Here is a 20,706-nt window from a genome sequence, read left to right as displayed (position 1 = left end):
GAAGAATCATGCTGAAAATGCCCCGCGGCCTGCTGGCCACTGCGCTTCTGGCCATACTGCTGGTCGGCTGTGCGCCCCCTGGCATCGTCGATCGTGTTCCCGACGACGACCCCACCTACCTGCTCGAGCAGGCACGTCAGCAGGAACCCGAGCAGGCAGCAATAAGTCGCCTGGAAGCGGCCGATATCCTAGCACGCCAGGGTCAGCGCACCCAGGCGCTCGAAGTCGCTACCGATATCGATGATCAGCGGCTACCCGTCGAGTATCGCCTTCAATGGGCCATGCTGCTCTCCGAGCTCGGCGAGTCCGAGGGTGAGCCCTGGGCCGTCATCCAGGCCGCACAGCTGCTCGATGAAATCGAGGTGCCGCGAGACGCCGGCCTGATACTGCGCGAGCGGCATGGCCGGGCCCTGGCCCAGGTCGATGAGCATCGCGCTGCCGCGCTGATCCTGATCGGCGTACAGGCCGACACAGACCGTGAGGCGCTGAACGACCCCATCTGGGCCTCGCTCTCGCGTCTCGAGGGACCCGAGCTTGCGTCCATGCGCGACGAGACCGATGACCTGGGTCGGGGCTGGCTGGCGCTCGCCAACCTGGTGCGAGAGAGTGGTGGCGATATAGAGCGACTCTTCATGCGCCTCGATGAGTGGCGCGAACGCAATGCCCGGCACCCCGCCGCGCGAAGCGTTCCTGAAGACCTGATAGCCCTGCGCGAGCTGCGCGGCCAGGAAGTCCGGCATATTGCCGTATTCCTGCCTGAGTCGGGCCCGCTGGCCGGCGTGGCCGAAGCGATTCGGGATGGGATCCGCGCCCACCACCAGAGTGCGGCAGAACGCAACGGCGGCGTTCAGCTGTCATTCCTGGATACCAGTCGGAGCAGTATCGATGCCCTCTACGAGGAAGCACGCAACCGTGGCGCCCAGGTCGTCATCGGCCCGCTGGACAAGGACCTGGTAACGGAACTCGAGAACCGAGACCAGTTGCCGTTGCCGACCCTGGGTCTCAATTATGGCCATGGCGAGTCCAACCGGGCCCAGGGCTTCTTCCAGTACGGCCTGTCGGCCGAGGACGAAGCTCGCCAGGTGGCGAGACGGGGCCGTGACGATGGCCATCGTCGCAGCGCCATGCTGGTTCCGGACAACGAATGGGGACGGCGGGTCGGTCGCGCCTTCGAGGAGGAGTGGCGCCGCCTGGACGGCACCATCACAAATGCGGTGGCCTACGACCCCCGCGGCTCCGCCACCGAGAGTACTCGCCGCGTCCTCTCCGGAGGCCGGCCGGACATGCTATTCCTGCTGGCACTGCCAAGCTATGCACGTCAGGTCCCCCCGACCCTGGACTACTATAACGCCTCCACCCTGCCGATCTATGCCACCTCGCATCTCTTCGAGGGACGCCCACAGCCGTTGCTCGACCATGATCTGGATGACGTGAACTTCATCGACATCCCCTGGCAGATTCCCGATGCCGCCGTCGGCGGGGTGGAAGCCCTTCCTTACCTCAGCAGCTATCAGCAATTGCACGCAGACGCTGACCCCTCCGTCTTCCGCCTGATGGCCATGGGCGTGGACGCCTATGAGCTTGCACGCCGTCTGCCGCAGTTCCAGCTGATGCCGGAGAGTGAGCTCAACGGCGCCACGGGAAGACTGACCCGCGCCGCCGACGGACGCATTGAGCGGCACCTCCCCTGGGCACGGTTCCAGCGCGGCGTGCCGCAGCCGATCCTGGCCATCGACCTGCTCGGCACCGACCTGATGGAAAACGGGCTTCCTGACAGCGAGCCGTCCGCCAATGGCCAGCGGAACTGATGCAAGAGCACGAGGCGCTCATATCGAGCGCCTCGCTGCCGACTGGCTCGCTGGGCGCGGCCTGGCCCTGATCGCCAGCAACCACCAGGTGAAAGGCGGGGAGCTCGACCTGATCATGCGCGATGGTGAGACACTCGTCTTCGTCGAGGTCCGCCACCGTGCCGATACCCGACATGGTCATCCGCTGGAAACCATCACCGTCACCAAACAGCGCCGCCTGATACGCGCAGCGCGTTTTTATCTTGCACGCAACCGGCTATCATGTCCGTGCCGCTTTGACGCGCTGGCCGTGACTGGCACCCCTCCCGCTCTCGACTTCGAATGGGTGCAAGGCGCCTTCGAAGCGTTCTGACCGGCTTGCTCCAGCCCCCAGGACCAGGACCTCATAGAATGGATTTTCAGCAACGCATACTCGGCCACTTCAATGCCAGCATCGACACCAAGACCTATGCCAGCGAGGTATTGCCGCCTTTCATCGAGGTAGCCAGCCAGATGATGGTCCAGTGCCTGGTCAATGAGGGCAAGATTCTTGCCTGCGGCAATGGCGGCAGCGCCGGCGACAGTCAGCACTTCTCCTCGGAACTCCTCAACCGCTTCGAGCGGGAGCGCCCCAGCCTGCCGGCTCTGGCCCTGACTACCGACACCTCTACACTGACGTCCATTGCCAACGACTACAGCTACAACGAGGTATTCTCCAAGCAGATTCGCGCCCTGGGCCAGCCCGGCGACATCCTCCTCGCCATTTCCACCAGCGGCAACTCTGGCAACGTCATACAGGCAATACAGGCGGCCCATGACCGCGACATGACGGTCGTCGCCCTGACCGGCCGCGACGGCGGCGACATGGCATCCCTTCTCGGCCAGGACGACTGCGAGATTCGTGTCCCGGCCACCTCGACAGCACGCATCCAGGAGGTTCACCTGTTGGTGATCCACTGCCTGTGCGACCTCATCGATGAACAACTCTTCGGCAGCAGCGAGTAAACGACATGGCCCTTACGAGACTGATCCCCCTCTTCCTGACCGCCTTCCTGCTGACATTGGCGGGCTGCACCACGGTTACCGGTGTCGCCAACCCCGGCACCATCGACGAGAACTATGGCAAGCGCACCCTTGGCGCCCAGGTCGAGGACGAGAGCATCGAGACCAAGATCGCCCATAACCTGCGGCGCAACGATGCCCGCCTGGGCGATGCCCGCATCAATGTCGACAGCTACAATGCCATCGTACTGCTCACCGGCCAGGTGCCCAGCGAGGAGCTCAAGCAGAAGGCCACCGAGATCGCCCGCGACGTACGCAACGTGCGCGACGTCCACAACGAACTCTCCGTTGCCGCCAACCTACCGGCAAGCCAGCGCATGTCGGATACCTGGATCAATACCCGCATTCGCACCAGCCTGGCCACCGACGAGACCATCGACACCAGCCGACTGCGCTTCGTTACCGAGAACGCCAGCGTCTATGTCATGGGCATCGTCACCCGAGCCGAGGCAGACCGCATCGTCAACGCCATTTCACGTATCGGCGGCGTGCAGCGCATCGTCAAGGTGTTTGATTACATGGACTGACCGTCGCGACGTGTACACGAAAACGGCAGGCCCATGGGCCTGCCGTTTTCGTGTTGGCATGCTTCAACCGCCTGAATACCTTCACCTTCAAGCCAGGCGGCTTGATTCAGAGTGATAGTCGCAGGCGTATCACTACCATCTACTTGATAACCCGGAGCGACGGGCGCCCCTTGGACTTGGACTTGGCCTCTTCCTGGCCTTCCGAGTCATGGCTTTCGCTGTCGACGGCAGTCAGCTCAGGCCGCTCCTTGCCCTCTCCTTCGCCATTTTCTTCGAGTGCCTGCGGGATCACCGGCTCATGACCGAATACCATGCCCACCCCATTCTCACGCGCGTAGATGGCGATCAGCGCCGGCATGGGCACGACCACTTGCATGGGCTGCCCGCCGAAGCGGGCACTGAAGGTGATCGCATCATTCTCGATGTGCAGGTCGCGCACGGCGGTTGGGCCAACATTAAGGACAATCTGGCCGTTCTGCACGAACTGCCGCGGCACAATGACACCGGCCTGCTCGGCATCCACGACCACGTAGGGAGTGTGTTCATTGTCCAGAAGCCATTCGTAGAGACCTCTGGCAAGATAGGGACGGCTCGATAGCATCTCTGCTGCCCTCCTCCGTTTGAAGACGCCGGGCTAGCCCGGCGGCATAGTCAGTTGCGCATTTCTCGCTCGGTCTCACTCAGCGAAGCGACGAAAGCATCGCGCTCGAACAACCTCTCCATGTAAGTCACCAGCGGCTGCACCTGCTTCTCCGGCAGCTCGATGCCAAGCACCGGCAGGCGCCAGAGGATCGGAGCGATACAGCAGTCGACCAGCGAGAATTCCTCGCTCATGAAGAACGGTACGTCTTCGAAGATCGGCGAGATGCCTACCAGGCTTTCGCGCAGCTCCTTGCGGGCCTTCTCGACTTCCTTCTTAGGCCCTTGCTCGATCTGCTCGACCAGCGGACACCACTCACGCTCGATACGATGCATCCAAAGTCGGCTCTGAGCTCGTGCAACCGGGTAGACCGGGAGCAGCGGAGGGTGCGGAAAACGCTCATCCAGGTACTCCATCATGACCTTGGACTCGTACAGCACCAGGTCGCGATCGAGTAGCGTGGGCACACTGTTGTAGGGGTTGAGATCGGCGAGTTCTTCAGGACGCTGTTCGCCACCGACTTCGACAATATCCACCGCCACGCCCTTCTCGGCGAGTACGATGCGCACGCGATGACTGAAGTGATCATCGCTTCCGGAATAGAAGATCATCGACGACCGCTTGGCCACTACACCCATGAAACAATCCTCGCATCAATTCGAACCGGGATGATAACACGCACACGCATCGTCGTGCGTGCGCGTTGCAACACAAGACGCAGGGGGCGTATGGCACACCGCCATACGCCCCCTGCCTCATAGACTGACCCGCACGGGATCAGTGAATGTCGCGCCAGTACTCGCGCTTGAGCAGATAGGCCAGCACACCGAAGATGAAGATGAAGAGCAGCACCTTCGGGCCGAGGACCTGAGCCTGCAGCTTGGAAGGCTCACCCACATAGGCCAGGAAGTTGGTCAGGTCATAGACCGCTTCCTCGAACTCGTCCGGCTCCATGGAGCCCGGCCGGGTGACCTGCAGCACATCGCAGGACTGATACTTCCCGGTCAACGGGTCGAGTTCAGCGCCCTCGACAGGACGATCTGTTTCGGCACAGACCTTCTCCTGCACCCCTTGCAGGGGCTCGAGCACGTTGGGCATGGCCACCATGTCGAAGACCTCATTGTTCACCCCGTTAGGGCGACTCGGGTCCTTGTAGAAGGTCAGCAGATAGGAGTAGATCCAATCTGCACCACGCAGCCGACCATGGAGTGTCAGGTCCGGCGCTGGCGCTCCGAACCAGTTGGCTGCGTCTTCGCGTGTCATGGCGATATGCATCTGGTCATTGTAGGCCAGGTCGGAAGAGAAAATCAGATGCTCTTCCACCAGGTCCTGGGGCATGCCGAAATCCTCGGCGGCCCGGGCGAAACGCTGGTGCTCCAGGCTATGGCAGCCCATGCAGTAGTTGACGTAGAGCTGCATGCCCCGCTGCAACGACGCCTCGTCATTGAGATCCGGCGTCATCGAATAGGGAGTGTCAGGCATCGGCGCTGCCACTACCGCGAAGGGCACCAGCGCGAAGAGCAGTGCGAACAGTTGCTTTTTCATTAGCCAGTCACCCTTTCCGGTACGGGTTTGGTCTTCTCCAGTCGCGTATAGAACGGCATCAGCAGGAAGAAGGCGAAGTACAGCACCGTGCATAGCTGGGCCACCGCCGTACGCAGCGGTGTCGCCGGCAGCGCACCGAGGATACCCAGGATCACGAAGCTGATGGCAAAGAGCGCCAGCATCGACTTGGACATCCAACCCTTGTAACGCATCGAGTTCACCGGACTGCGGTCCAGCCAGGGCAGCACGAAGAGCACCGCGATGGCACCACCCATGAAGACCACACCCAGGAACTCGGCCTGCAGGCCCAGGAAGCCGATGTCGAAGGTGATCGCGCGCAGGATCGCGTAGAAGGGCGTGAAATACCACACCGGGGCAATATGATCCGGCGTCACCATCGGGTTGGCAGGCTCGAAGTTGGGCCGCTCGATGAAGTAACCACCCCCTTCGGGGAAGTAGAAGATCACCGTCGCAAAGACGAACAGGAACACCGAGACCCCGAAGATGTCCTTGACGGTGTAATAGGGGTGAAACGGTATGCCGTCCAGCGGCTTGCCTGTCTCATCCGTCTTGGCCTTGATGTCGATGCCGTCCGGGTTGTTGGAACCTACCTCATGCAGGGCGATGATATGCAGCACCACCAGCGCCAGGATCACGATGGGAAGCGCCACGACGTGCAGGGCGAAGAAACGGTTCAGGGTGATGCCGGAGATCAGGAAGTCGCCGCGAATCCACTGCGCCAGATCCGGTCCGATGAACGGGATGGTGGCAAACAGAGAGATGATCACCTGGGCACCCCAGTAGGACATCTGGCCCCAGGGCAGCAGGTAGCCCATGAAGGCCTCGGCCATCAGCAGCAGGTAGATGGCCATGCCGAAGATCCACACCAGCTCACGCGGCGCCTTGTAGGAGCCGTAGAGCAGAGCCCGGAACATGTGCAGGTAGATGACCACGAAGAAGGCGGAGGCGCCGGTGGAGTGCATGTAGCGGATCAGCCAGCCGTATTCCACGTCCCGCATGATGTACTCGACCGATGCAAACGCACCCTCGCCGGTGGGGTTGTAGCTCATGGTGAGCCACACCCCGGTGAGGATCTGGTTGACAAGTACCAGTAGCGCCAGCGAGCCGAAGAAGTACCAGAAGTTGAAGTTTCTCGGCGCGTAGTACTTGGACAGGTGGTCCTGCCACATCTGCGTGGCGGGGAAGCGATCATCCACCCAGCGCATGATACCGCTTTCCGCCTTGACACGATTTGGATTACCCATCACACAGCCTCCTCGTCTTCACCGACGATGATGATGTCATCGGTCTCAAAACGGTACGGCGGAACCTCCAGGTTGGACGGTGCCGGCACATTGCGGAATACGCGTCCCGAGAGATCGAAGTAGGAGCCGTGACAAGGACAGAAATAGCCGCCCGGCCAGGCGGTCATATCGACGTCGTCCGGTTCGGGGCGATAGAGCGGTGAGCAGCCAAGATGGGTACAGATCCCGATCAGCACCGAGATGTCCGGCCGGATCGAGCGCAGCGGACCGGTGATGTAGTCCGGCTGCTGGGGGGCTTGGGAATCGGGGTCGACCAGACGAGCGGGATCGAAATTCTCGGTACGCTCGATCATGTCGTCGGTACGCTTGACGATCCAAACGGGACGCCCGCGCCACTCAACGGTCATGCGCTGCCCCGGCTCCAGCTTGGAAATATCCGCCTGAATCGGCGCCCCCGCCGCTCGTGCCCTGGCACTCGGCTGCCAGGAAGCCACAAAGGGAACCGCCACCCCCACTGCACCCACCGCACCCACTACGGTGGTGGCACCCAGGAGGAGACGGCGCCGCCCTTTGTTCACGCCGTTATCTGCCATGTTATGGTTTCTCCCATCAGCTTACCCGTCGATCCAGCACGGAAGTGGTATCCCGCGACCACGGATATAAAAATCCGTCGTATCTTAAGGAATCCTGCCGCTTGGCACAAGCCAAAGCACGCCTGACCAAGGTGGTATTTTCTATGCAAAATTCTGTTTTCACAAAAGAAAAAACCCAGGCAATTGCCTGGGTTTTTCTGTCTTGCAAGGCCGTAATCAGCGCTTGGAGAACTGCGGGCGACGACGCGCCTTGCGCAAACCGACCTTCTTCCGCTCGACCTGACGGGCGTCACGAGTGACATAGCCGGCCGCACGCAGTGCCGGACGGAAGTCCTCGTTGTACTCCATCAGGGCACGGGTGATGCCGTGGCGAATGGCGCCGGCCTGGGAGGAACCACCACCACCCTTGACGGTGACAAAGACGTCGAACTGACCCACGGTATCGGTCAGCTCAAGCGGCTGGCGAACCACCATGCGCCCGGTGACACGCCCGAAATATTGGTCCAGCTCATGGCTGTTGACGGTGATCTTGCCGGTTCCCGGCTTGAGAAAGACACGGGCAGTGGATGTCTTGCGGCGCCCGGTACCGTAATAGTGCTGTGTCATGGCGATGACCCCCTCAGATGTTCAGTTCTTGCGGCTGCTGGGCGGCGTGCGGATGCTCGGCGCCGGCGTAGACCTTGAGCTTGGAGTACATCGCACGTCCCAGGGGGCCCTTCGGCAACATACCCTTGACAGCGGACTCGATAACACGCTCGGGAGCATGAGCGATCATCTTCTCGAAGCTCATGGAGCGCAGGCCACCCGGGTAGCCGGTGTGGCGATAGTAGGTCTTGGCATTCGCCTTGTTGCCGGTGACATGCACCTTCTCGGCGTTGATCACGACGATGTAGTCGCCGGTATCGACGTGAGGAGTGAATTCCGGCTTGTGCTTGCCGCGCAGGCGGCGAGCAATTTCGGTGGCCAGACGACCGAGCGTCTTGTCCGCAGCATCGACGACATACCAGTCGCGCTGGACGGACTGCGGCTTAGCAGTGAACGTCTTCATGGATGAAATCACCACAATATATTGATGTATTGGATCCTGCCGCCGGGGCTGCCGACATGGGATCTTCCCTATTCTTCTTGGTTGTCGCCACCAGCAGCGACGACAACGATCAAGCGAGGCGGCATTCTACACGACTCCATGGCATATGATAAGAGGCATATCACGGCTTATGCGGCAGCGCCAGGTACTCGTGTGACTGCATCTCCTGAAGTCGTGACAAGGTTCGCTGAAACTCGAATTCGAGCCGGCCATCGGCGTAAAGCGCCTCGGCAGACGTCTCGGCGGAGAGCAGCAGCTTGACACCGCGGTCGTAGAACTCGTCAACCATGTTGATAAAGCGCCGCGCCTGGTCGTCGGTTGCCGCACCCATGCGGGTCACGTTGGAAACCAGCACGGTATGGTACTCCCGCGCCAGCTCAATATAGTCGTTCTGGCTGCGCGGCCCGTCGCACAGTTCGCGAAACTCGAACCACACGACATCATCATGCAGCCGGCGCGCATGAAGCACGCGATGATTGACCTCTATGGACACATCGGTCTCGCCGTCGTGCCCGGCTATCTCACGGAAGCTGCGAGCTAGCTCGGCGTCGGCCGCGTCGTCAAGTGGCGCATGGAAGATCTCGGCACGTTCCAGCGCACGCAGTCGATAGTCGATGCCTGAATCGACATTGACCACCTGGCAGTGTCGCTTGATCAGGTCGATGGCGGGCAGGAATCGGGTTCGCTGAAGCCCGTCCTTGTATAGCTCGTCGGGAACGATATTCGACGTCGCCACGAGTACGACGCCACGCTCGAACAGCGATTCCAGAAGGTTGGCCAGGATCATCGCATCGGTGATGTCCTTGACGAAGAATTCATCAAAACAGATGACACGTGCCTCGGCGGCAAACTTGCCGGCGATCAGGCTCAAGGGATTCTTCTCGCCCTTGTAGTGCTCGAGTTCGTTATGCACACGCTGCATGAAGCGGTGGAAATGGGTACGCATCTTGTCGGGAAACGGCAGCGACTCGTGGAAGGTGTCGACCAGATAGGTCTTGCCGCGCCCCACCCCACCCCAGAGATAGAGCCCCTGAACCGATGGCAACGACGGTCCCTGAGCAGACTTGTCGCGCTTGCCGAACAGGCCTGCCACCCGCGACTTCAGGCCACGGCTCGTAGTAACCGCCCTCGGCTCGGCCCGCGGCATCGCCACCAGCTCATCGAAAAGACGCTGCAGGTGCAGGACAGCCTGCTCCTGGGCCGGATCGTACTGAAATCCCTTACGCTCGATGTCGGCACGATATCGCGCCAGTGGCGTAATACCGGGAGTCGAACGAGAGTCCACGGGGGTCGCAGTCGCACACATGGCTATTCCTTGCTGACTTGGCTCATAAATTGGCAGGCTGTGCATTATACGCTCCCAGCAACCTTTGCGCAGAACAACGCCGTGCTGACGCGGCGTTGACCGGCCGACCGCCCACACCCCTATAATGGGTCGCCAGACGACCGAGTGCGGCGCCATGGCAAGACCACGCGCTCAGCGTGCATCAGCATCAGGGGGAGAACCACGTGGAATATGGCAACATCAACTGGCTGGTCGCCATCGTCGGCCTGCTGGCCGGTCTGGGCCTCGGCGGCCTGGGCTACCATCTGTTCGGCGCCTCTGCGAGTCGCCTGCAGCATCAGCGACAGCAGCTGGCGGAGCGCGAGAGGGAGCTGAGCGAACTCAAGGAGGGTCTGGGAGAGCACTTTACCCAGGTCGGCATGATGGTCGCCAATATACAGCGCGAGATCCGCACTCTCGAACACCGGGTGACCGAAGACGCCAGCACACTCAACTGTGAGACGCCTGCCACCCGCCGTCTCGATGTGGCGACGCAAAAGACGCTCGCCCCGCAGGCCGACGAAATTCCCACACCCCGCGACTATGCCGACGGTACCGGCGGCACCCTATCGGAAGACTTCGGTCTCAAGTCCGACACCGAGACCAGAGACGCCCCGCAGCCTCCACGCTACTGACCAGGGGACGTAAGGATGCCGCCAGCCCGGCGTCACGCCGGGTTGTCGATATCGACGAAGCGGTGCTCGATGGCGAACTCCCGGACCAGCCACTCGCCCAGCGCCTGAACGCCATAGCGCTCGGTGGCGTGATGCCCGGCGGCTAGATAGTGAATACCGAGCTCGCGGGCCAGGTGAGTGGTACGCTCGGAGATCTCACCCGAGATGAAGGCGTCGGCGCCGGCCTCCCAGGCCCGGGTAATCATGTCCTGCGCCCCCCCCGTACACCAGGCCACACGCTTCACCGCTCCCACGTCAGGCGCCTCGACCAGCAGCGGCGCACGCCCCAGGCAAGCGGCCACATGGCTCGCCAACTCGGCAGCCCCACGCGCTTCCGGAAGACGACCTAGCCAGATAAGCCCTTCACCGATGTCGCCGTCGGCACAACCCTCCACCTGGAAGCCAAGCCGGCGAGCCAGCTCAGCATTGTTTCCCAGCTCGGCATGCGCATCCAGGGGCAGATGGTAGGCAAGCAAATTGATATCATTGAGCAACAGCGTGCGCAGGCGACGCTGCTTCATGCCGGTGATGGGAACCGGCTCGTTCTTCCAGAAATAGCCGTGATGGACCAGCACCAGGTCGGCCCCCCAGGTCACCGCTTCATCGAGCAGGGCCTGGCAGGCGGTCACACCGGTCATGACGCGGGCGATGGGTACACGTCCGGCCACCTGCAGCCCATTGACCGTGTAATCCTGGAACCGCTGCACATCGAGCAGTGCATCACAGCTCCTTACCAGGTCGTCGCGGGAAATCATTAGGCCCTCCGGACAGCAGTTCACTTGAATGTTAGGATAGTGCCATTGTAACGACTGCGCGGGGCGGCATCGACTGCTCCCCTCCAATCAGGAAAGTACTGCATGCGTCGTCCGCTCTTAGCCTATGCCCTTCCCGTCCTCATCGGCGTGCTGCTGGCTATCGTACTGCTTAACACCTTTCCGCAGCTCCTGGGGCCACCTCAGTCCTCTCCACCCGAGCCCCCCCCTGCTGTTGAAGCGCCCAGCGAGCTGAATCAGCCGGCATCCCGCGCCACGCCCGAGGTGCGGCAAGCCGAACCCCTGAGCCGTATGCAGGGGCCGGTCAGCTATTCGGAGGCGGTGGAGAAGGCCGCCCCGGCGGTGGTCAATATCTACTCGTCACGAGTCGTCGCTCTCGAAGAGCACCCGATGATGTCCGACCCCTTCTTCCGCCAGTTCTTCGGCGACGACGTACCCAGTCAGCAACGCTTTCTCTCCAGCCTGGGTTCCGGTGTCATCGTCAGCGAAGACGGCTATGTACTGACCAACCATCACGTGATCGATGGCGCCGACGAGATCCAGGTGGCCCTGCGGGACGGTCGTGAAACCCTGGCCCAGGTCATCGGCACCGATCCGGAAAGCGACCTGGCCGTGCTGCGCATCGACCTTGAAGACCTCCCCGTCATCACCCTGTACGACACCGAGGACGTGGCGGTGGGCGACATTGCCATGGCCATCGGTAACCCCTTCGGCGTCGGCCAGACCGTCACCATGGGCATCATCAGCGCCACGGGGCGCACCCACCTGGGCCTGAGTGCCTACGAAGATTTCATTCAGACCGATGCCGCCATCAATCCCGGCAACTCCGGGGGGGCACTGATCAATGCCGAAGGCGCCCTGGTGGGTATCAATACGGCCATTTTTTCACGCTCCGGCGGCTCTCAGGGAGTGGGTTTCGCCATTCCCACCCGTCTGGCCCATAGCATTCTCGATGACCTGGTGACCCAGGGGCGCGTGATTCGAGGCTGGCTGGGCATAGAGGCCCAGGAAATCACCCCGGAGCTGGCCGCCTCCTTCGGCCTGCAAGCCCCTCGCGGCGTCGTCATTTCCGGAGTGGTAAGGGACGGACCCGCCGCCCGGGCAGGTCTGCGTCCAGGAGACGTCCTGCTGGAAGTCGATGGTCGCCCGATTCTCGATGCACGGGTAGCCATGAGCGACATCGCCGCCATCCAGCCCGGCGCCACCCTACCGCTGACCGTCGTGCGCAGCGGCGACAAACTCAGCATCGAACTGGAAGTCGGTGAACGCCCTCCCCCTCAGTTGAGACAGCCGGAACGCTGAGGCGCAGACACCCGCACGCCACCTGCCAACACGAAAAAAGACCCTGCCCACTTTCGATGGACAGGGTCTTTCGTGTTATCGCCCCGGCAGCGGCCGACAGCGCTACTTCTGGATCCGATACTCGGCTGAACGCGCATGGGCGGTCAACGACTCGCCCCGGGCAAGAATCGACGCTATCCGCCCCAGCTTCGATGCCCCCTCCCGGGAGCAGTTGATGATGGAGGAGCGCTTCTGGAAATCGTAGACACCCAGCGGCGATGAGAAGCGCGCCGTTCCTGAAGTCGGTAACACATGATTGGGGCCGGCACAGTAGTCGCCCAGCGCCTCGGCGGTGTAGCGCCCCATGAAGATGGCGCCCGCATGGCGCACCTCCGGCAGCAGCGCTTCCGGATCGGCCATGGAGAGCTCCAGGTGCTCCGGCGCGATCCGGTTGATCAAGCGGATCGCCTCCTCCCTGTTGCGGCAGTGAATCAGTGCGCCGCGGCGCGACAGTGACTGCCGCACGATCTGCTCCCGCTCCAGGGTCGGCAGCAGCCGCTCGATTGATGCCTCCACGGCATTCAGGTGGCTGGCGTCCCAACTGACCAATAGCGCCTGGGCATCCTCGTCATGCTCCGCCTGGGAGAAGAGATCCATGGCCAACCAGTCGGGGTCGGTTCCCCCGTCGGAGACCACCAGTATCTCGGAGGGACCGGCAATCATGTCGATCCCCACCTGGCCGAATACCGCGCGCTTGGCAGTGGCGACGTAGATGTTGCCGGGGCCCACGATCTTGTCGACCCGGGGCACCGTCTCGGTGCCATAGGCCAGCGCTGCCACCGCCTGGGCGCCGCCTATGGTGAAGACATGGTTCACCCCGGCCAGGTGCGCCGCCGCCAGCACCAGTTCATTGAGCACACCGTCCGGGGTGGGCACTACCATGACGATCTCGCGCACCCCGGCAACATGGGCGGGTATGGCGTTCATCAGCACAGAGGAGGGGTAGGCCGCCTTGCCCCCGGGGACGTAGATACCGGCACGATCCAGAGCCGTGACCTGCTGCCCCAGGACGGTGCCGTCGGCTTCGGTGAAAGCCCAGGACTCCGGCTTCTGCCGGTCATGGTAAGCACGGATACGCTCCGCCGCCTTCGACAGGGCATCACGCTGCTCCTCGGGAAGACCGACGAAGGCCTCCTCTAGGCGCTCCGCACCGAGGGTCAGCTCCGCCATGCTCGACACGGCTAGCCGGTCGAAGCGATTGGAATACTCTATCAGCGCTGAGTCGCCCCGCGCCCTGACACCGGCAAGGATGTCATGGACACGACGCTGTATCTCGGCATCGGATACGCCCTCCCAGGCGAGCAGCGCGTCGAGGCGCGTCTCGAAATCGCCGTCGGCGGTTGAGAGCCGCGCAATCTCGACGGCATCGACAAGGGTTTCGCTCATGATGGCGTTCGCCTCTACAAGAATGAAAGCAGTGGTAATGCGCTCACTTGCCTTACGCCGCGGCGCTCAAGGCGAGATGGCGCTTTCGCTGGCACGCCGCTTGCCCACCGCATCGGTCAGGCGAGCAATCAACGGCTTGAGCTGTGCGTGCTTCATGGTCATGGCCGCCTTGTTGACCACCAGACGAGTACTGATCGGTGCGATCAGTTCCCGCGGCGACATGCCGTTGGCGCGCAGCGTATTACCGGTATCGACGATATCGACGATCTCGTCGGCCAGATTCATCAGCGGTGCCAGCTCCATGGCGCCATAGAGCTTGATCACCTCGGCCTGGATGCCCTGCTCCGCGTAATAGCGCCGCGCCACGTTGACGAACTTGGTGGCCACCCGGCGACGCGCACGGGCCGGCTCGGCGCCATCGATGCCGGCGGTCATCAGCTTGCACCTGGCGATCTCGAGATCCAGCGGCTCGTAGAGACCCTCGGCGCCATGCTCGAGCAGCACATCCTTGCCGGCAACACCCAGGTCGGCGGCCCCGAGCTGGACATAGGTGGGTACGTCGGTGGCGCGGATGATAACGAGCTTGACGTTCGCCAGGTTGGTGTCAAAAAGCAGCTTGCGGCTCTTGCCCAGGTCCTCTGCCGGCGTGATGCCGGCAGCGGCCAGCAGCGGCAGCGTTTCATCGAGAATACGGCCCTTGGAAAGGGCCAGAATCAATTGCTTGCTCATGGTCTCGCCTGTGGTCGGAAAAGCGCATGTCGAACGAATCGCTCAACCGGGAATTCGACGGATCCGCGCACCAAGTAGTTGGAGCTTCTCCTCGATGCATTCATAGCCGCGATCGATATGGTAGATACGATCCACCATGGTCTCCCCTTCCGCCATCATCGCCACGATCACCAGCGAGGCCGAGGCCCGCAGATCGGTGGCCATGACCGGCGCTCCGGAGAGTCGCTCGACACCGGTAATCAGCGCCGTATTGCCCTCAAGCACGATGTTGGCGCCCATGCGATTCAGTTCCTGCACATGCATGAAGCGGTTCTCGAAGATGGTCTCGACCACCCGCGAGTTACCGTCCGCCACCGCATTCAGGGCCACGAACTGGGCCTGCATATCCGTGGGAAAGGCAGGATAGGGCGCCGTACGAATATTCACCGGACGCGGCCGACGCCCCTCCATGTCCAGCTCGATCCAGCCGTCTCCCAGGGTGATCTTGGCACCGGCCTCTTCCAGCTTGGCCAGCACCGCCTCGAGAATGTCGGCACGGGTATTGCGCACCCGCACCTTGCCGCGACTGAGCGCGGCGGCCACCAGGAAGGTGCCGGTCTCGATGCGATCCGGCATGACGTCATGGTAGGCACCGTGGAGCCGCTCGACACCCTCAATCACGATGGTATCGGTACCCTGTCCGCGAATATTGGCCCCCATCTTGATCAGGCACTCTGCCAGATCAACCACCTCGGGCTCGCGGGCAGCGTTCTCCAGTATCGTGGTACCGGTGGCCAGGGTCGCAGCCATCAAGAGATTTTCGGTGCCGGTAACGGTGACGGTGTCGAAGAAGATCGTGGCCCCCTTGAGTCGTCCATCCACCCGGGCTCGGATATAGCCACCCTCGACGCGAATCTCCGCGCCCATGGCTTCCAGTCCACGAATATGCAGATCCACGGGGCGCGAGCCGATGGCACAGCCACCGGGCAGCGACACATCCGCATGACCGAAGTGCGCCAGCAGCGGGCCGAGCACGAGGATGGAGGCGCGCATCTTCTTGACCAGTTCGTAGGGAGCATGGCAATCCTTCACCTGGGCTCCATCAAGCTGGATGGTCATCTTCTCGCCCATCACCGGCTCGACGCCCATGCGCCCCAGCAGCTCCAGCGTGGTCGTGATGTCCTGCAGATGCGGCAGATTGCCGATGGTCACGGGCTCATCGCCGAGCAGCGTGGCACAGAGAATAGGCAGGGCCGCATTCTTGGCGCCGCTGGCCCAGACCTCGCCGTTGACCGGGCCATTGCCGGTAATAATCAACTTGTCCATGGAGGTTCGACCGTCAGGCGCCCTGATTCTGTGAAGCCGCATTCTCCGGCGCGCTAATCCACTGCGCCGGGGTATAGGTCTTGATGCTGACGGCATGAACGGCACCGGAGGCGATCTCTTCCGACAGGGCGCCATAAATCAACTGCTGGCGCTTGACCGGCGACAGGCCGTCGAACACATCGCCCACGGCGATGACCTGGAAATTGCACCCTTCGCCTTGAATATGAAAATCGCAGCCTTCGATACGGGCCTCTAGCAGCGCCTTGACATCACTGGGTTGCATGGAAACCGGAACTCCTGTGATCGATTCGGGGGGGCACACGACCCCAGGGGGTCGGTGCCAGAGACAGATTATGGTGACATGGTAATGAAAAGCGCCCCACTTGGCGATGCCGGGCAGGGCGTAACTCAAGAGAAGGATGTTTCAGCAACAGGCAGCAGGGCATCGAGACCGGCAACCCTTGTCAGCCTGAGCAGGGGCTGGGAGAGCCGTACCGAATCCAGCTGAATGCCGGCAGCACGCGAGCATCGGGTCCACTCCAGCAAGACGCTGAGTGCCGCACTGCTGACCTGCTCCACGCCACTCAGGTCCAGCTCCATCCGGGAGCCGGACGGCTGCTCGGCCAGCCAGCCGCTACCGGCTTCGGCAAGCTGTGCAGCCATGTCGAAATCGACATTGCCAGTCACGGCCAGCCTGGCGGGGCTGGCCTCGAGACGTACACCGCCACGGTCGAGCAGCAGGCTCAATCTCTTCCGCCTTCTTCGAGTTCGTCGGCAGCGAGTTCTGGCGACCAGTTGGCGATCACGGCATCGTAATCCCGATTATGGTCGCGCATGGCCTGGTCGAACTGGTTGCGGAACGTCAGGCCCAGATTGATGCCATTCACAATGACATTGACCACTTTCCACTGCCCGTCAGAGAGGCGCAGCGTATAGCTGACGGGATAGACGGTACCATCGACAGCAACCACCTCCATGGCCACGCTCGCCTGATCCTCGTGACGCGGTGCCCGCTGGCTGTCAAGCACGCGAAGTTCACGATAGTCGAAGGTGACCAGGCCCTTGGTATAGGTGTCGATCAGCGTCTGGCGGAAGGTATTGGCGAAGCGGGAGCGCTGCTGAGGCGTGGCGTTCTGGAAGTAGCGTCCCATCACACTCGCACCGATATAGCGAAAATCGGCAACCTCATCCAGGCTCTCATCGACCAAGGCCTTTAGCTCATTCACATTGGCCGCAAAGTAATCCTCACGCCCTTCTATCTGTCCCATCATCTCGTTGACGCTGTCGCGAATCACCTGCTCCGGGCTGCGCTCCGGCTCGGCCTGTGCCGACAGTGAGAACAGCGCCAGGCACAACCCCACCACCATCAGGCGAAGGAGAGTATGGGAGCGAGACATCAGTGTCTTGGGTTGACCTGTCATGGGGTGACCTCTTAACGAAGCGATGATTGAGTGACACAAGGCCAGGGCCTCTAGTCGCTGACCATATTGGACACGAATTGCTGAATGAGTTCTTCCAGCACCATGGCGGACTGGGTGTCGCGGATGGTATCGCCATCGACAAGGGTGTCCGGATCCCCGCCGACCGTAAGCCCGATGTACTGCTCGCCAAGCAGTCCGGCAGTGAGAATCGCAGCGGTGGTGTCTCGAGAAAGCCTGCCCTCGAGTTCGCCGTCGAGCTCCAACACCACGCGGGCATCGTACCAGTCGGTATCGAGCTCGATGGCTGTCACCCGCCCCACGGTCACACCCGCCATGGTGACTCGGGCGCGTGGCTTGAGGCTGCCGATATTGGCAAAGTTGGCCTCGAGCCGAAAGGTGTCGCCCGGGGCGGTGAAGGCCATGCCACTGACCCGCATCCCCAGGAACAGGAGCCCGAGGATACCCGCCAGCATGAACAGGCCGACCCCCAGCTCCATCGTCTTGCTGCGCTTCATTGCGTCTCTCCGAACGTCAAAACAAGTCTTCCCGTCATCAGGAAAATCCACCAAACATCAACGCGGTGAGCACGAAGTCCAGGCCGAGCACCGCCAGTGACGAGTAGACCACGGTGCGCGTGGTAGCCCGCGAAATGCCTTCCGATGTGGGCACCAGGTCATAACCCTGAAACACCGCGATCCAGGTGACCACCAGGGCGAAGACCACGCTCTTGACCATGCCGTTGCCGACATCACCAATGAAATCAACGCTGCCCTGCATATTGCCCCAGTAGGAGCCTTCAAAGACCCCGAGCCACTCGACCCCCACAAGGTAACCGCCGTAGATGCCGACCACACTGAAGCCAACGGTCAACACCGGCAGCGCCACGAAACCGGCCCACAGCCGGGGGGCCACTATCCGCCTCAGGGGGTCGACGCCGATCATCTCCATGCTGGTGAGCTGCTCGGTGGCCTTCATCAGGCCGATCTCGGCGGTCAACGCCGAGCCGGCCCGGCCGGCAAACAGCAGTGCCGCCACGACCGGTGAGAGTTCACGCAGCAGCGACAGCGCCACCATCTGACCCAGCGCCTGCTCGGCACCAAAGTCAACCAGCAGGGTGTAGCCCTGTAGCGCCAGCACCATGCCGATGAAGAGCCCGGAAACCAGCACGATGGCCAGCGACAGCACGCCGACGAAATGCACCTGCCGCAGCCACAGGTACCAGCCCTCCCGGGACGGCACACCAACGGCTGACTGGGCCAGGAACTGCCCTGCCCGGCCCAGGGCTTCGAGCACTTCGCAACCGCGCCGCCCGAAGCTCACGATTCGCCCGATCATGGGCGCCCCTCCCCATTGAGGATGTCGCTGAAGAAATCCGTCGCCGGATAATGAAAAGGGACCGGACCATCGGGCTCGCCATGGACGAACTGACTGACTCGCGGATCCTCATCCACGTCCAGTGAATCCGGCGTACCCTGGGCCATGACCCGGCCATCGGAAATCACGTAGACATAGTCGGCTATGGACAGCGTCTCCTGAATATCGTGCGACACCACGACGGCAGTCAGGCCCAGCGCATCATTGAGCCGCTTGATCAGCTGGACCAACACCCCCTTGGAAATCGGATCCTGCCCCACGAAGGGCTCATCGTAGAGAATCAGTTCGGGGTCCAGGGCAATGGCACGCGCCAGAGCGACCCGCCGGGCCATCCCCCCGGAAAGCTCCGATGGCATCAGGTCGCGCGCGCCGCGCAGCCCGACTGCCTGCAGCTTCATCAGCGCCACGTCACGGATCATCGCCTCGGGCAGATCGGTATGTACGCGCAGGGGAAAAGCCACGTTCTCGAATACGCTGAGATCGGAGAAGAGTGCACCGCTCTGGAACAGCATGCCCATGCGACGCCGCAATCGAAAAAGCGCCTTTCGGGACAGGGCATGCACATCCTCGCCGTCGATACTGACGCAACCAGCATCGGGGGCGAGCTGCCCGCCAATCAGCTTGAGCAGGGTCGTCTTGCCCGTACCGCTGGGACCCAGGATGGCGGTGATCTTGCCCCGCGGGATTTGCAGTTCCACGCCGCGGAAGATGTCCTTCTCCCCCCGGGCGAAATGCAGACCCTCCACCACCACGAAGGGGGAATCGGTCATTGCGAGACGTCCATCGAAAAAATTATCGAACATCGTATCCTAACCGGGTCGCAGGGCGCCAGCCCAACGCAGGCCGCACTTGCACCCGGGCCCGCCAGCACGTCTAATATACGCCTCCTCGATGCCTCGGCCCCGCCTTATTCATGCTGATCCCCCTGCTCATGGCCACTGTCGGCCTCATCGGTCTGGTCTGGAGCGCCGATCGTTTCGTCGGCGCTGCCGCAGCCACGGCGCGCGGCACCGGCCTGAGTCCCCTGCTGATTGGCATGACCGTGGTGGCGCTGGGGACCTCGGCCCCGGAAATGGTCGTGGCGGTATTCGCAGCACTGGATGGTATCCCCGACCTGGCCACCGGCAACGCACTTGGCTCGAATATCGCCAACATCGGCCTGGTTCTCGGCATCACGGCCTTGGTTCGACCGATCCCCGTCCCCTTCTCTCTGGTGCGGCGCGAGCTGCCGCTGCTTCTTGGCGCCACCGGACTGGCAGGCTATGCCCTGGCCAACGGCATCCTGGGACGCTTCGACGCACTGTTTCTCTCCCTCCTGCTGATCTTCAGCCTGTGGTGGCTGGTTCGTGCCGATACCCCGGACGTCGCCCCGATGGGAGATATACCCGACCTGGCGCTGCCACGGGCGCTTAGCTGGCTGGTCGGCACGCTGCTGCTGCTGGCACTCAGTTCCCGCATACTGGTCTGGGGCGCCAGTGAACTGGCCCAGGGCATGGGCGTCAGTGAGCTGATCATCGGCCTGACCGTCGTGGCCATCGGCACAAGCTTGCCGGAGCTGGCCGCCTGCGTGGCCAGCGCCCTCAAGGGGCACCATGAACTGGCGATCGGCAATGTCATCGGCTCGAACCTGTTCAACCTGCTGGCAGTGCTGCCCATTCCTGCCCTGCTCGCACCTGGGCCGATCGATGCGGCAGCGGCAAGCCGCGACTATCCGATCATGCTGCTGCTGACCCTGGCCATGTCCATGCTGCTTCTGTGGCAGCGCCAAGGCCGCATCGAGCGTCTGCCTGCCAGCCTGCTGCTGGGGTGCTATCTCGCCTATCTGGGCTGGCTGGGGCTTGTCGGCAACGGCGCTCCTTGAGTGAAACGCCAC

The 20,706-nt window shown here is 62.3% G+C and carries 25 protein-coding genes; 7 read left to right on the top strand and 18 right to left on the bottom strand.

Translation table 11 applies throughout. The features are described 5' to 3' along the window. Window positions 1–8 precede the first annotated feature (8 nt). Genes KZO25_RS02020 through KZO25_RS02005 form a run of 4 tightly spaced genes read left to right on the top strand, consistent with a single transcriptional unit; the run spans window position 9 to window position 3,376 of the window. Window positions 9–1,808: a penicillin-binding protein activator gene (locus tag KZO25_RS02020; RefSeq protein WP_066444639.1), complete on the top strand. Its 1,800-nt coding sequence runs from the start codon at window positions 9–11 to the stop codon at window positions 1,806–1,808. Beyond that, window positions 1,792–2,160 carry a YraN family protein gene (locus tag KZO25_RS02015; protein WP_066444636.1) on the top strand — a complete coding sequence of 123 codons (369 nt, stop codon included), beginning with the start codon at window positions 1,792–1,794 and terminating at the stop codon, window positions 2,158–2,160. The genes KZO25_RS02020 and KZO25_RS02015 overlap by 17 nt, the downstream gene beginning before the upstream one ends. 38 nt (window positions 2,161–2,198) lie before the next feature. Continuing rightward, window positions 2,199–2,792, top strand: coding sequence for a phosphoheptose isomerase (locus KZO25_RS02010; RefSeq protein ID WP_043517869.1), 594 nt, complete (start codon window positions 2,199–2,201; stop codon window positions 2,790–2,792). Window positions 2,793–2,797: 5 nt separating this feature from the next. Further along, window positions 2,798–3,376, top strand: coding sequence for a BON domain-containing protein (locus KZO25_RS02005; RefSeq protein ID WP_066444633.1), 579 nt, complete (start codon window positions 2,798–2,800; stop codon window positions 3,374–3,376). Window positions 3,377–3,515: 139 nt separating this feature from the next. On the opposite strand, the gene KZO25_RS02000 is transcribed toward KZO25_RS02005, so the two are convergent. The 8 genes from KZO25_RS02000 to zapE all read right to left on the bottom strand — a co-directional run bounded on the left by KZO25_RS02000 (window position 3,516) and on the right by zapE (window position 9,812). After that, the gene (locus KZO25_RS02000) at window positions 3,516–3,977 is read right to left on the bottom strand and encodes a ClpXP protease specificity-enhancing factor (protein ID WP_223135659.1); all 462 of its coding nucleotides are present in this window, start codon (window positions 3,975–3,977) and stop codon (window positions 3,516–3,518) included. A 50-nt stretch (window positions 3,978–4,027) separates the two neighbouring features. Beyond that, window positions 4,028–4,654, bottom strand: a complete 627-nt coding sequence (gene sspA / locus KZO25_RS01995; RefSeq protein WP_066444624.1) for a stringent starvation protein SspA — start codon at window positions 4,652–4,654, stop codon at window positions 4,028–4,030. 139 nt (window positions 4,655–4,793) lie between these two features. Beyond that, window positions 4,794–5,561: a cytochrome c1 gene (locus KZO25_RS01990; protein WP_066444622.1), complete on the bottom strand. Its 768-nt coding sequence runs from the start codon at window positions 5,559–5,561 to the stop codon at window positions 4,794–4,796. Beyond that, entirely contained in the window at window positions 5,561–6,826 is a 1,266-nt protein-coding gene (locus KZO25_RS01985; protein ID WP_066444620.1) for a cytochrome b, read from the bottom strand. The genes KZO25_RS01990 and KZO25_RS01985 overlap by 1 nt, the downstream gene beginning before the upstream one ends. Then, window positions 6,826–7,419: a ubiquinol-cytochrome c reductase iron-sulfur subunit gene (gene petA / locus KZO25_RS01980; protein WP_066444618.1), complete on the bottom strand. Its 594-nt coding sequence runs from the start codon at window positions 7,417–7,419 to the stop codon at window positions 6,826–6,828. Before petA ends, KZO25_RS01985 begins: the two co-directional genes overlap by 1 nt. A 216-nt stretch (window positions 7,420–7,635) precedes the next feature. After that, window positions 7,636–8,025, bottom strand: coding sequence for a 30S ribosomal protein S9 (gene rpsI, locus KZO25_RS01975; RefSeq protein ID WP_043516861.1), 390 nt, complete (start codon window positions 8,023–8,025; stop codon window positions 7,636–7,638). A 13-nt stretch (window positions 8,026–8,038) separates the two neighbouring features. Continuing rightward, window positions 8,039–8,467: a 50S ribosomal protein L13 gene (gene rplM / locus KZO25_RS01970; RefSeq protein WP_223135658.1), complete on the bottom strand. Its 429-nt coding sequence runs from the start codon at window positions 8,465–8,467 to the stop codon at window positions 8,039–8,041. 160 nt (window positions 8,468–8,627) lie between these two features. After that, window positions 8,628–9,812 carry a cell division protein ZapE gene (gene zapE, locus KZO25_RS01965; protein WP_223135657.1) on the bottom strand — a complete coding sequence of 395 codons (1,185 nt, stop codon included), beginning with the start codon at window positions 9,810–9,812 and terminating at the stop codon, window positions 8,628–8,630. Between the two features lie 203 nt (window positions 9,813–10,015). On the opposite strand from zapE, the gene KZO25_RS01960 reads away from it, so the two are divergent. Beyond that, window positions 10,016–10,465: a ZapG family protein gene (locus KZO25_RS01960; RefSeq protein WP_223135656.1), complete on the top strand. Its 450-nt coding sequence runs from the start codon at window positions 10,016–10,018 to the stop codon at window positions 10,463–10,465. Between the two features lie 32 nt (window positions 10,466–10,497). On the opposite strand, the gene KZO25_RS01955 is transcribed toward KZO25_RS01960, so the two are convergent. Continuing rightward, complete coding sequence (locus KZO25_RS01955; RefSeq protein WP_223135655.1) at window positions 10,498–11,259, bottom strand: Nif3-like dinuclear metal center hexameric protein; 762 nt, start codon at window positions 11,257–11,259, stop codon at window positions 10,498–10,500. Window positions 11,260–11,361: 102 nt separating this feature from the next. On the opposite strand from KZO25_RS01955, the gene KZO25_RS01950 reads away from it, so the two are divergent. After that, entirely contained in the window at window positions 11,362–12,579 is a 1,218-nt protein-coding gene (locus tag KZO25_RS01950) for a Do family serine endopeptidase (protein ID WP_066446232.1), read from the top strand. Between the two features lie 102 nt (window positions 12,580–12,681). Here KZO25_RS01950 and hisD read toward each other — a convergent pair whose 3' ends face one another. The 9 genes from hisD to KZO25_RS01905 form a co-directional block, all read right to left on the bottom strand. Continuing rightward, window positions 12,682–14,004: a histidinol dehydrogenase gene (hisD, locus tag KZO25_RS01945; protein WP_223135654.1), complete on the bottom strand. Its 1,323-nt coding sequence runs from the start codon at window positions 14,002–14,004 to the stop codon at window positions 12,682–12,684. A gap of 66 nt (window positions 14,005–14,070) precedes the next feature. Continuing rightward, entirely contained in the window at window positions 14,071–14,733 is a 663-nt protein-coding gene (gene hisG, locus KZO25_RS01940) for an ATP phosphoribosyltransferase (RefSeq protein ID WP_066446271.1), read from the bottom strand. A gap of 42 nt (window positions 14,734–14,775) precedes the next feature. Then, complete coding sequence (gene murA, locus KZO25_RS01935; RefSeq protein ID WP_066446268.1) at window positions 14,776–16,038, bottom strand: UDP-N-acetylglucosamine 1-carboxyvinyltransferase; 1,263 nt, start codon at window positions 16,036–16,038, stop codon at window positions 14,776–14,778. Between the two features lie 13 nt (window positions 16,039–16,051). Then, window positions 16,052–16,321: a BolA family protein gene (locus tag KZO25_RS01930; protein ID WP_066446267.1), complete on the bottom strand. Its 270-nt coding sequence runs from the start codon at window positions 16,319–16,321 to the stop codon at window positions 16,052–16,054. 125 nt (window positions 16,322–16,446) lie between these two features. Next, window positions 16,447–16,785 (bottom strand): lipid asymmetry maintenance protein MlaB, encoded by a 339-nt coding sequence (locus tag KZO25_RS01925; RefSeq protein ID WP_066446265.1) that lies wholly within the window; start codon window positions 16,783–16,785, stop codon window positions 16,447–16,449. Further along, window positions 16,782–17,459: a phospholipid-binding protein MlaC gene (locus tag KZO25_RS01920; protein ID WP_262488788.1), complete on the bottom strand. Its 678-nt coding sequence runs from the start codon at window positions 17,457–17,459 to the stop codon at window positions 16,782–16,784. The genes KZO25_RS01925 and KZO25_RS01920 overlap by 4 nt, the downstream gene beginning before the upstream one ends. A gap of 50 nt (window positions 17,460–17,509) precedes the next feature. Continuing rightward, complete coding sequence (mlaD, locus tag KZO25_RS01915; protein ID WP_223135653.1) at window positions 17,510–17,974, bottom strand: outer membrane lipid asymmetry maintenance protein MlaD; 465 nt, start codon at window positions 17,972–17,974, stop codon at window positions 17,510–17,512. A 37-nt stretch (window positions 17,975–18,011) separates the two neighbouring features. Next, window positions 18,012–18,794 (bottom strand): lipid asymmetry maintenance ABC transporter permease subunit MlaE, encoded by a 783-nt coding sequence (gene mlaE / locus KZO25_RS01910; protein WP_066446223.1) that lies wholly within the window; start codon window positions 18,792–18,794, stop codon window positions 18,012–18,014. Further along, the gene (locus KZO25_RS01905; protein ID WP_223135652.1) at window positions 18,791–19,603 is read right to left on the bottom strand and encodes an ABC transporter ATP-binding protein; all 813 of its coding nucleotides are present in this window, start codon (window positions 19,601–19,603) and stop codon (window positions 18,791–18,793) included. The genes mlaE and KZO25_RS01905 overlap by 4 nt, the downstream gene beginning before the upstream one ends. Before the next feature lie 143 nt (window positions 19,604–19,746). Here KZO25_RS01905 and KZO25_RS01900 point away from each other — a divergent pair, with 143 nt between their 5' ends. Beyond that, the gene (locus KZO25_RS01900) at window positions 19,747–20,694 is read left to right on the top strand and encodes a calcium/sodium antiporter (protein WP_223135651.1); all 948 of its coding nucleotides are present in this window, start codon (window positions 19,747–19,749) and stop codon (window positions 20,692–20,694) included. Window positions 20,695–20,706 lie beyond the last annotated feature (12 nt).

This window comes from Halomonas sp. ANAO-440 (assembly GCF_019915905.1).
In the GTDB taxonomy this organism is placed as follows: domain Bacteria; phylum Pseudomonadota; class Gammaproteobacteria; order Pseudomonadales; family Halomonadaceae; genus Halomonas; species Halomonas chromatireducens.
Note: the sequence above shows the minus strand (reverse complement) of the source record. Positions and strands in the feature narration are given on the sequence as shown.

Excerpts from the sequence above, each read along its gene's own strand:
- KZO25_RS02020 (WP_066444639.1), top strand. The coding sequence starts at position 9 with ATGCTGAAAATGCCCCGCGGCCTGCTGGCCACTGCGCTTCTGGCCATA.
- KZO25_RS02015 (WP_066444636.1), top strand. The coding sequence starts at position 1,792 with ATGGCCAGCGGAACTGATGCAAGAGCACGAGGCGCTCATATCGAGCGC.
- KZO25_RS02010 (WP_043517869.1), top strand. The coding sequence starts at position 2,199 with ATGGATTTTCAGCAACGCATACTCGGCCACTTCAATGCCAGCATCGAC.
- KZO25_RS02005 (WP_066444633.1), top strand. The coding sequence starts at position 2,798 with ATGGCCCTTACGAGACTGATCCCCCTCTTCCTGACCGCCTTCCTGCTG.
- KZO25_RS02000 (WP_223135659.1), bottom strand. The coding sequence starts at position 3,977 with ATGCTATCGAGCCGTCCCTATCTTGCCAGAGGTCTCTACGAATGGCTT.
- sspA (WP_066444624.1), bottom strand. The coding sequence starts at position 4,654 with ATGGGTGTAGTGGCCAAGCGGTCGTCGATGATCTTCTATTCCGGAAGC.
- KZO25_RS01990 (WP_066444622.1), bottom strand. The coding sequence starts at position 5,561 with ATGAAAAAGCAACTGTTCGCACTGCTCTTCGCGCTGGTGCCCTTCGCG.
- KZO25_RS01985 (WP_066444620.1), bottom strand. The coding sequence starts at position 6,826 with ATGGGTAATCCAAATCGTGTCAAGGCGGAAAGCGGTATCATGCGCTGG.
- petA (WP_066444618.1), bottom strand. The coding sequence starts at position 7,419 with ATGGCAGATAACGGCGTGAACAAAGGGCGGCGCCGTCTCCTCCTGGGT.
- rpsI (WP_043516861.1), bottom strand. The coding sequence starts at position 8,025 with ATGACACAGCACTATTACGGTACCGGGCGCCGCAAGACATCCACTGCC.
- rplM (WP_223135658.1), bottom strand. The coding sequence starts at position 8,467 with ATGAAGACGTTCACTGCTAAGCCGCAGTCCGTCCAGCGCGACTGGTAT.
- zapE (WP_223135657.1), bottom strand. The coding sequence starts at position 9,812 with ATGTGTGCGACTGCGACCCCCGTGGACTCTCGTTCGACTCCCGGTATT.
- KZO25_RS01955 (WP_223135655.1), bottom strand. The coding sequence starts at position 11,259 with ATGATTTCCCGCGACGACCTGGTAAGGAGCTGTGATGCACTGCTCGAT.
- KZO25_RS01950 (WP_066446232.1), top strand. The coding sequence starts at position 11,362 with ATGCGTCGTCCGCTCTTAGCCTATGCCCTTCCCGTCCTCATCGGCGTG.
- hisD (WP_223135654.1), bottom strand. The coding sequence starts at position 14,004 with ATGAGCGAAACCCTTGTCGATGCCGTCGAGATTGCGCGGCTCTCAACC.
- hisG (WP_066446271.1), bottom strand. The coding sequence starts at position 14,733 with ATGAGCAAGCAATTGATTCTGGCCCTTTCCAAGGGCCGTATTCTCGAT.
- murA (WP_066446268.1), bottom strand. The coding sequence starts at position 16,038 with ATGGACAAGTTGATTATTACCGGCAATGGCCCGGTCAACGGCGAGGTC.
- KZO25_RS01930 (WP_066446267.1), bottom strand. The coding sequence starts at position 16,321 with ATGCAACCCAGTGATGTCAAGGCGCTGCTAGAGGCCCGTATCGAAGGC.
- KZO25_RS01920 (WP_262488788.1), bottom strand. The coding sequence starts at position 17,459 with ATGACAGGTCAACCCAAGACACTGATGTCTCGCTCCCATACTCTCCTT.
- mlaD (WP_223135653.1), bottom strand. The coding sequence starts at position 17,974 with ATGAAGCGCAGCAAGACGATGGAGCTGGGGGTCGGCCTGTTCATGCTG.
- mlaE (WP_066446223.1), bottom strand. The coding sequence starts at position 18,794 with ATGATCGGGCGAATCGTGAGCTTCGGGCGGCGCGGTTGCGAAGTGCTC.
- KZO25_RS01905 (WP_223135652.1), bottom strand. The coding sequence starts at position 19,603 with ATGACCGATTCCCCCTTCGTGGTGGTGGAGGGTCTGCATTTCGCCCGG.
- KZO25_RS01900 (WP_223135651.1), top strand. The coding sequence starts at position 19,747 with ATGCTGATCCCCCTGCTCATGGCCACTGTCGGCCTCATCGGTCTGGTC.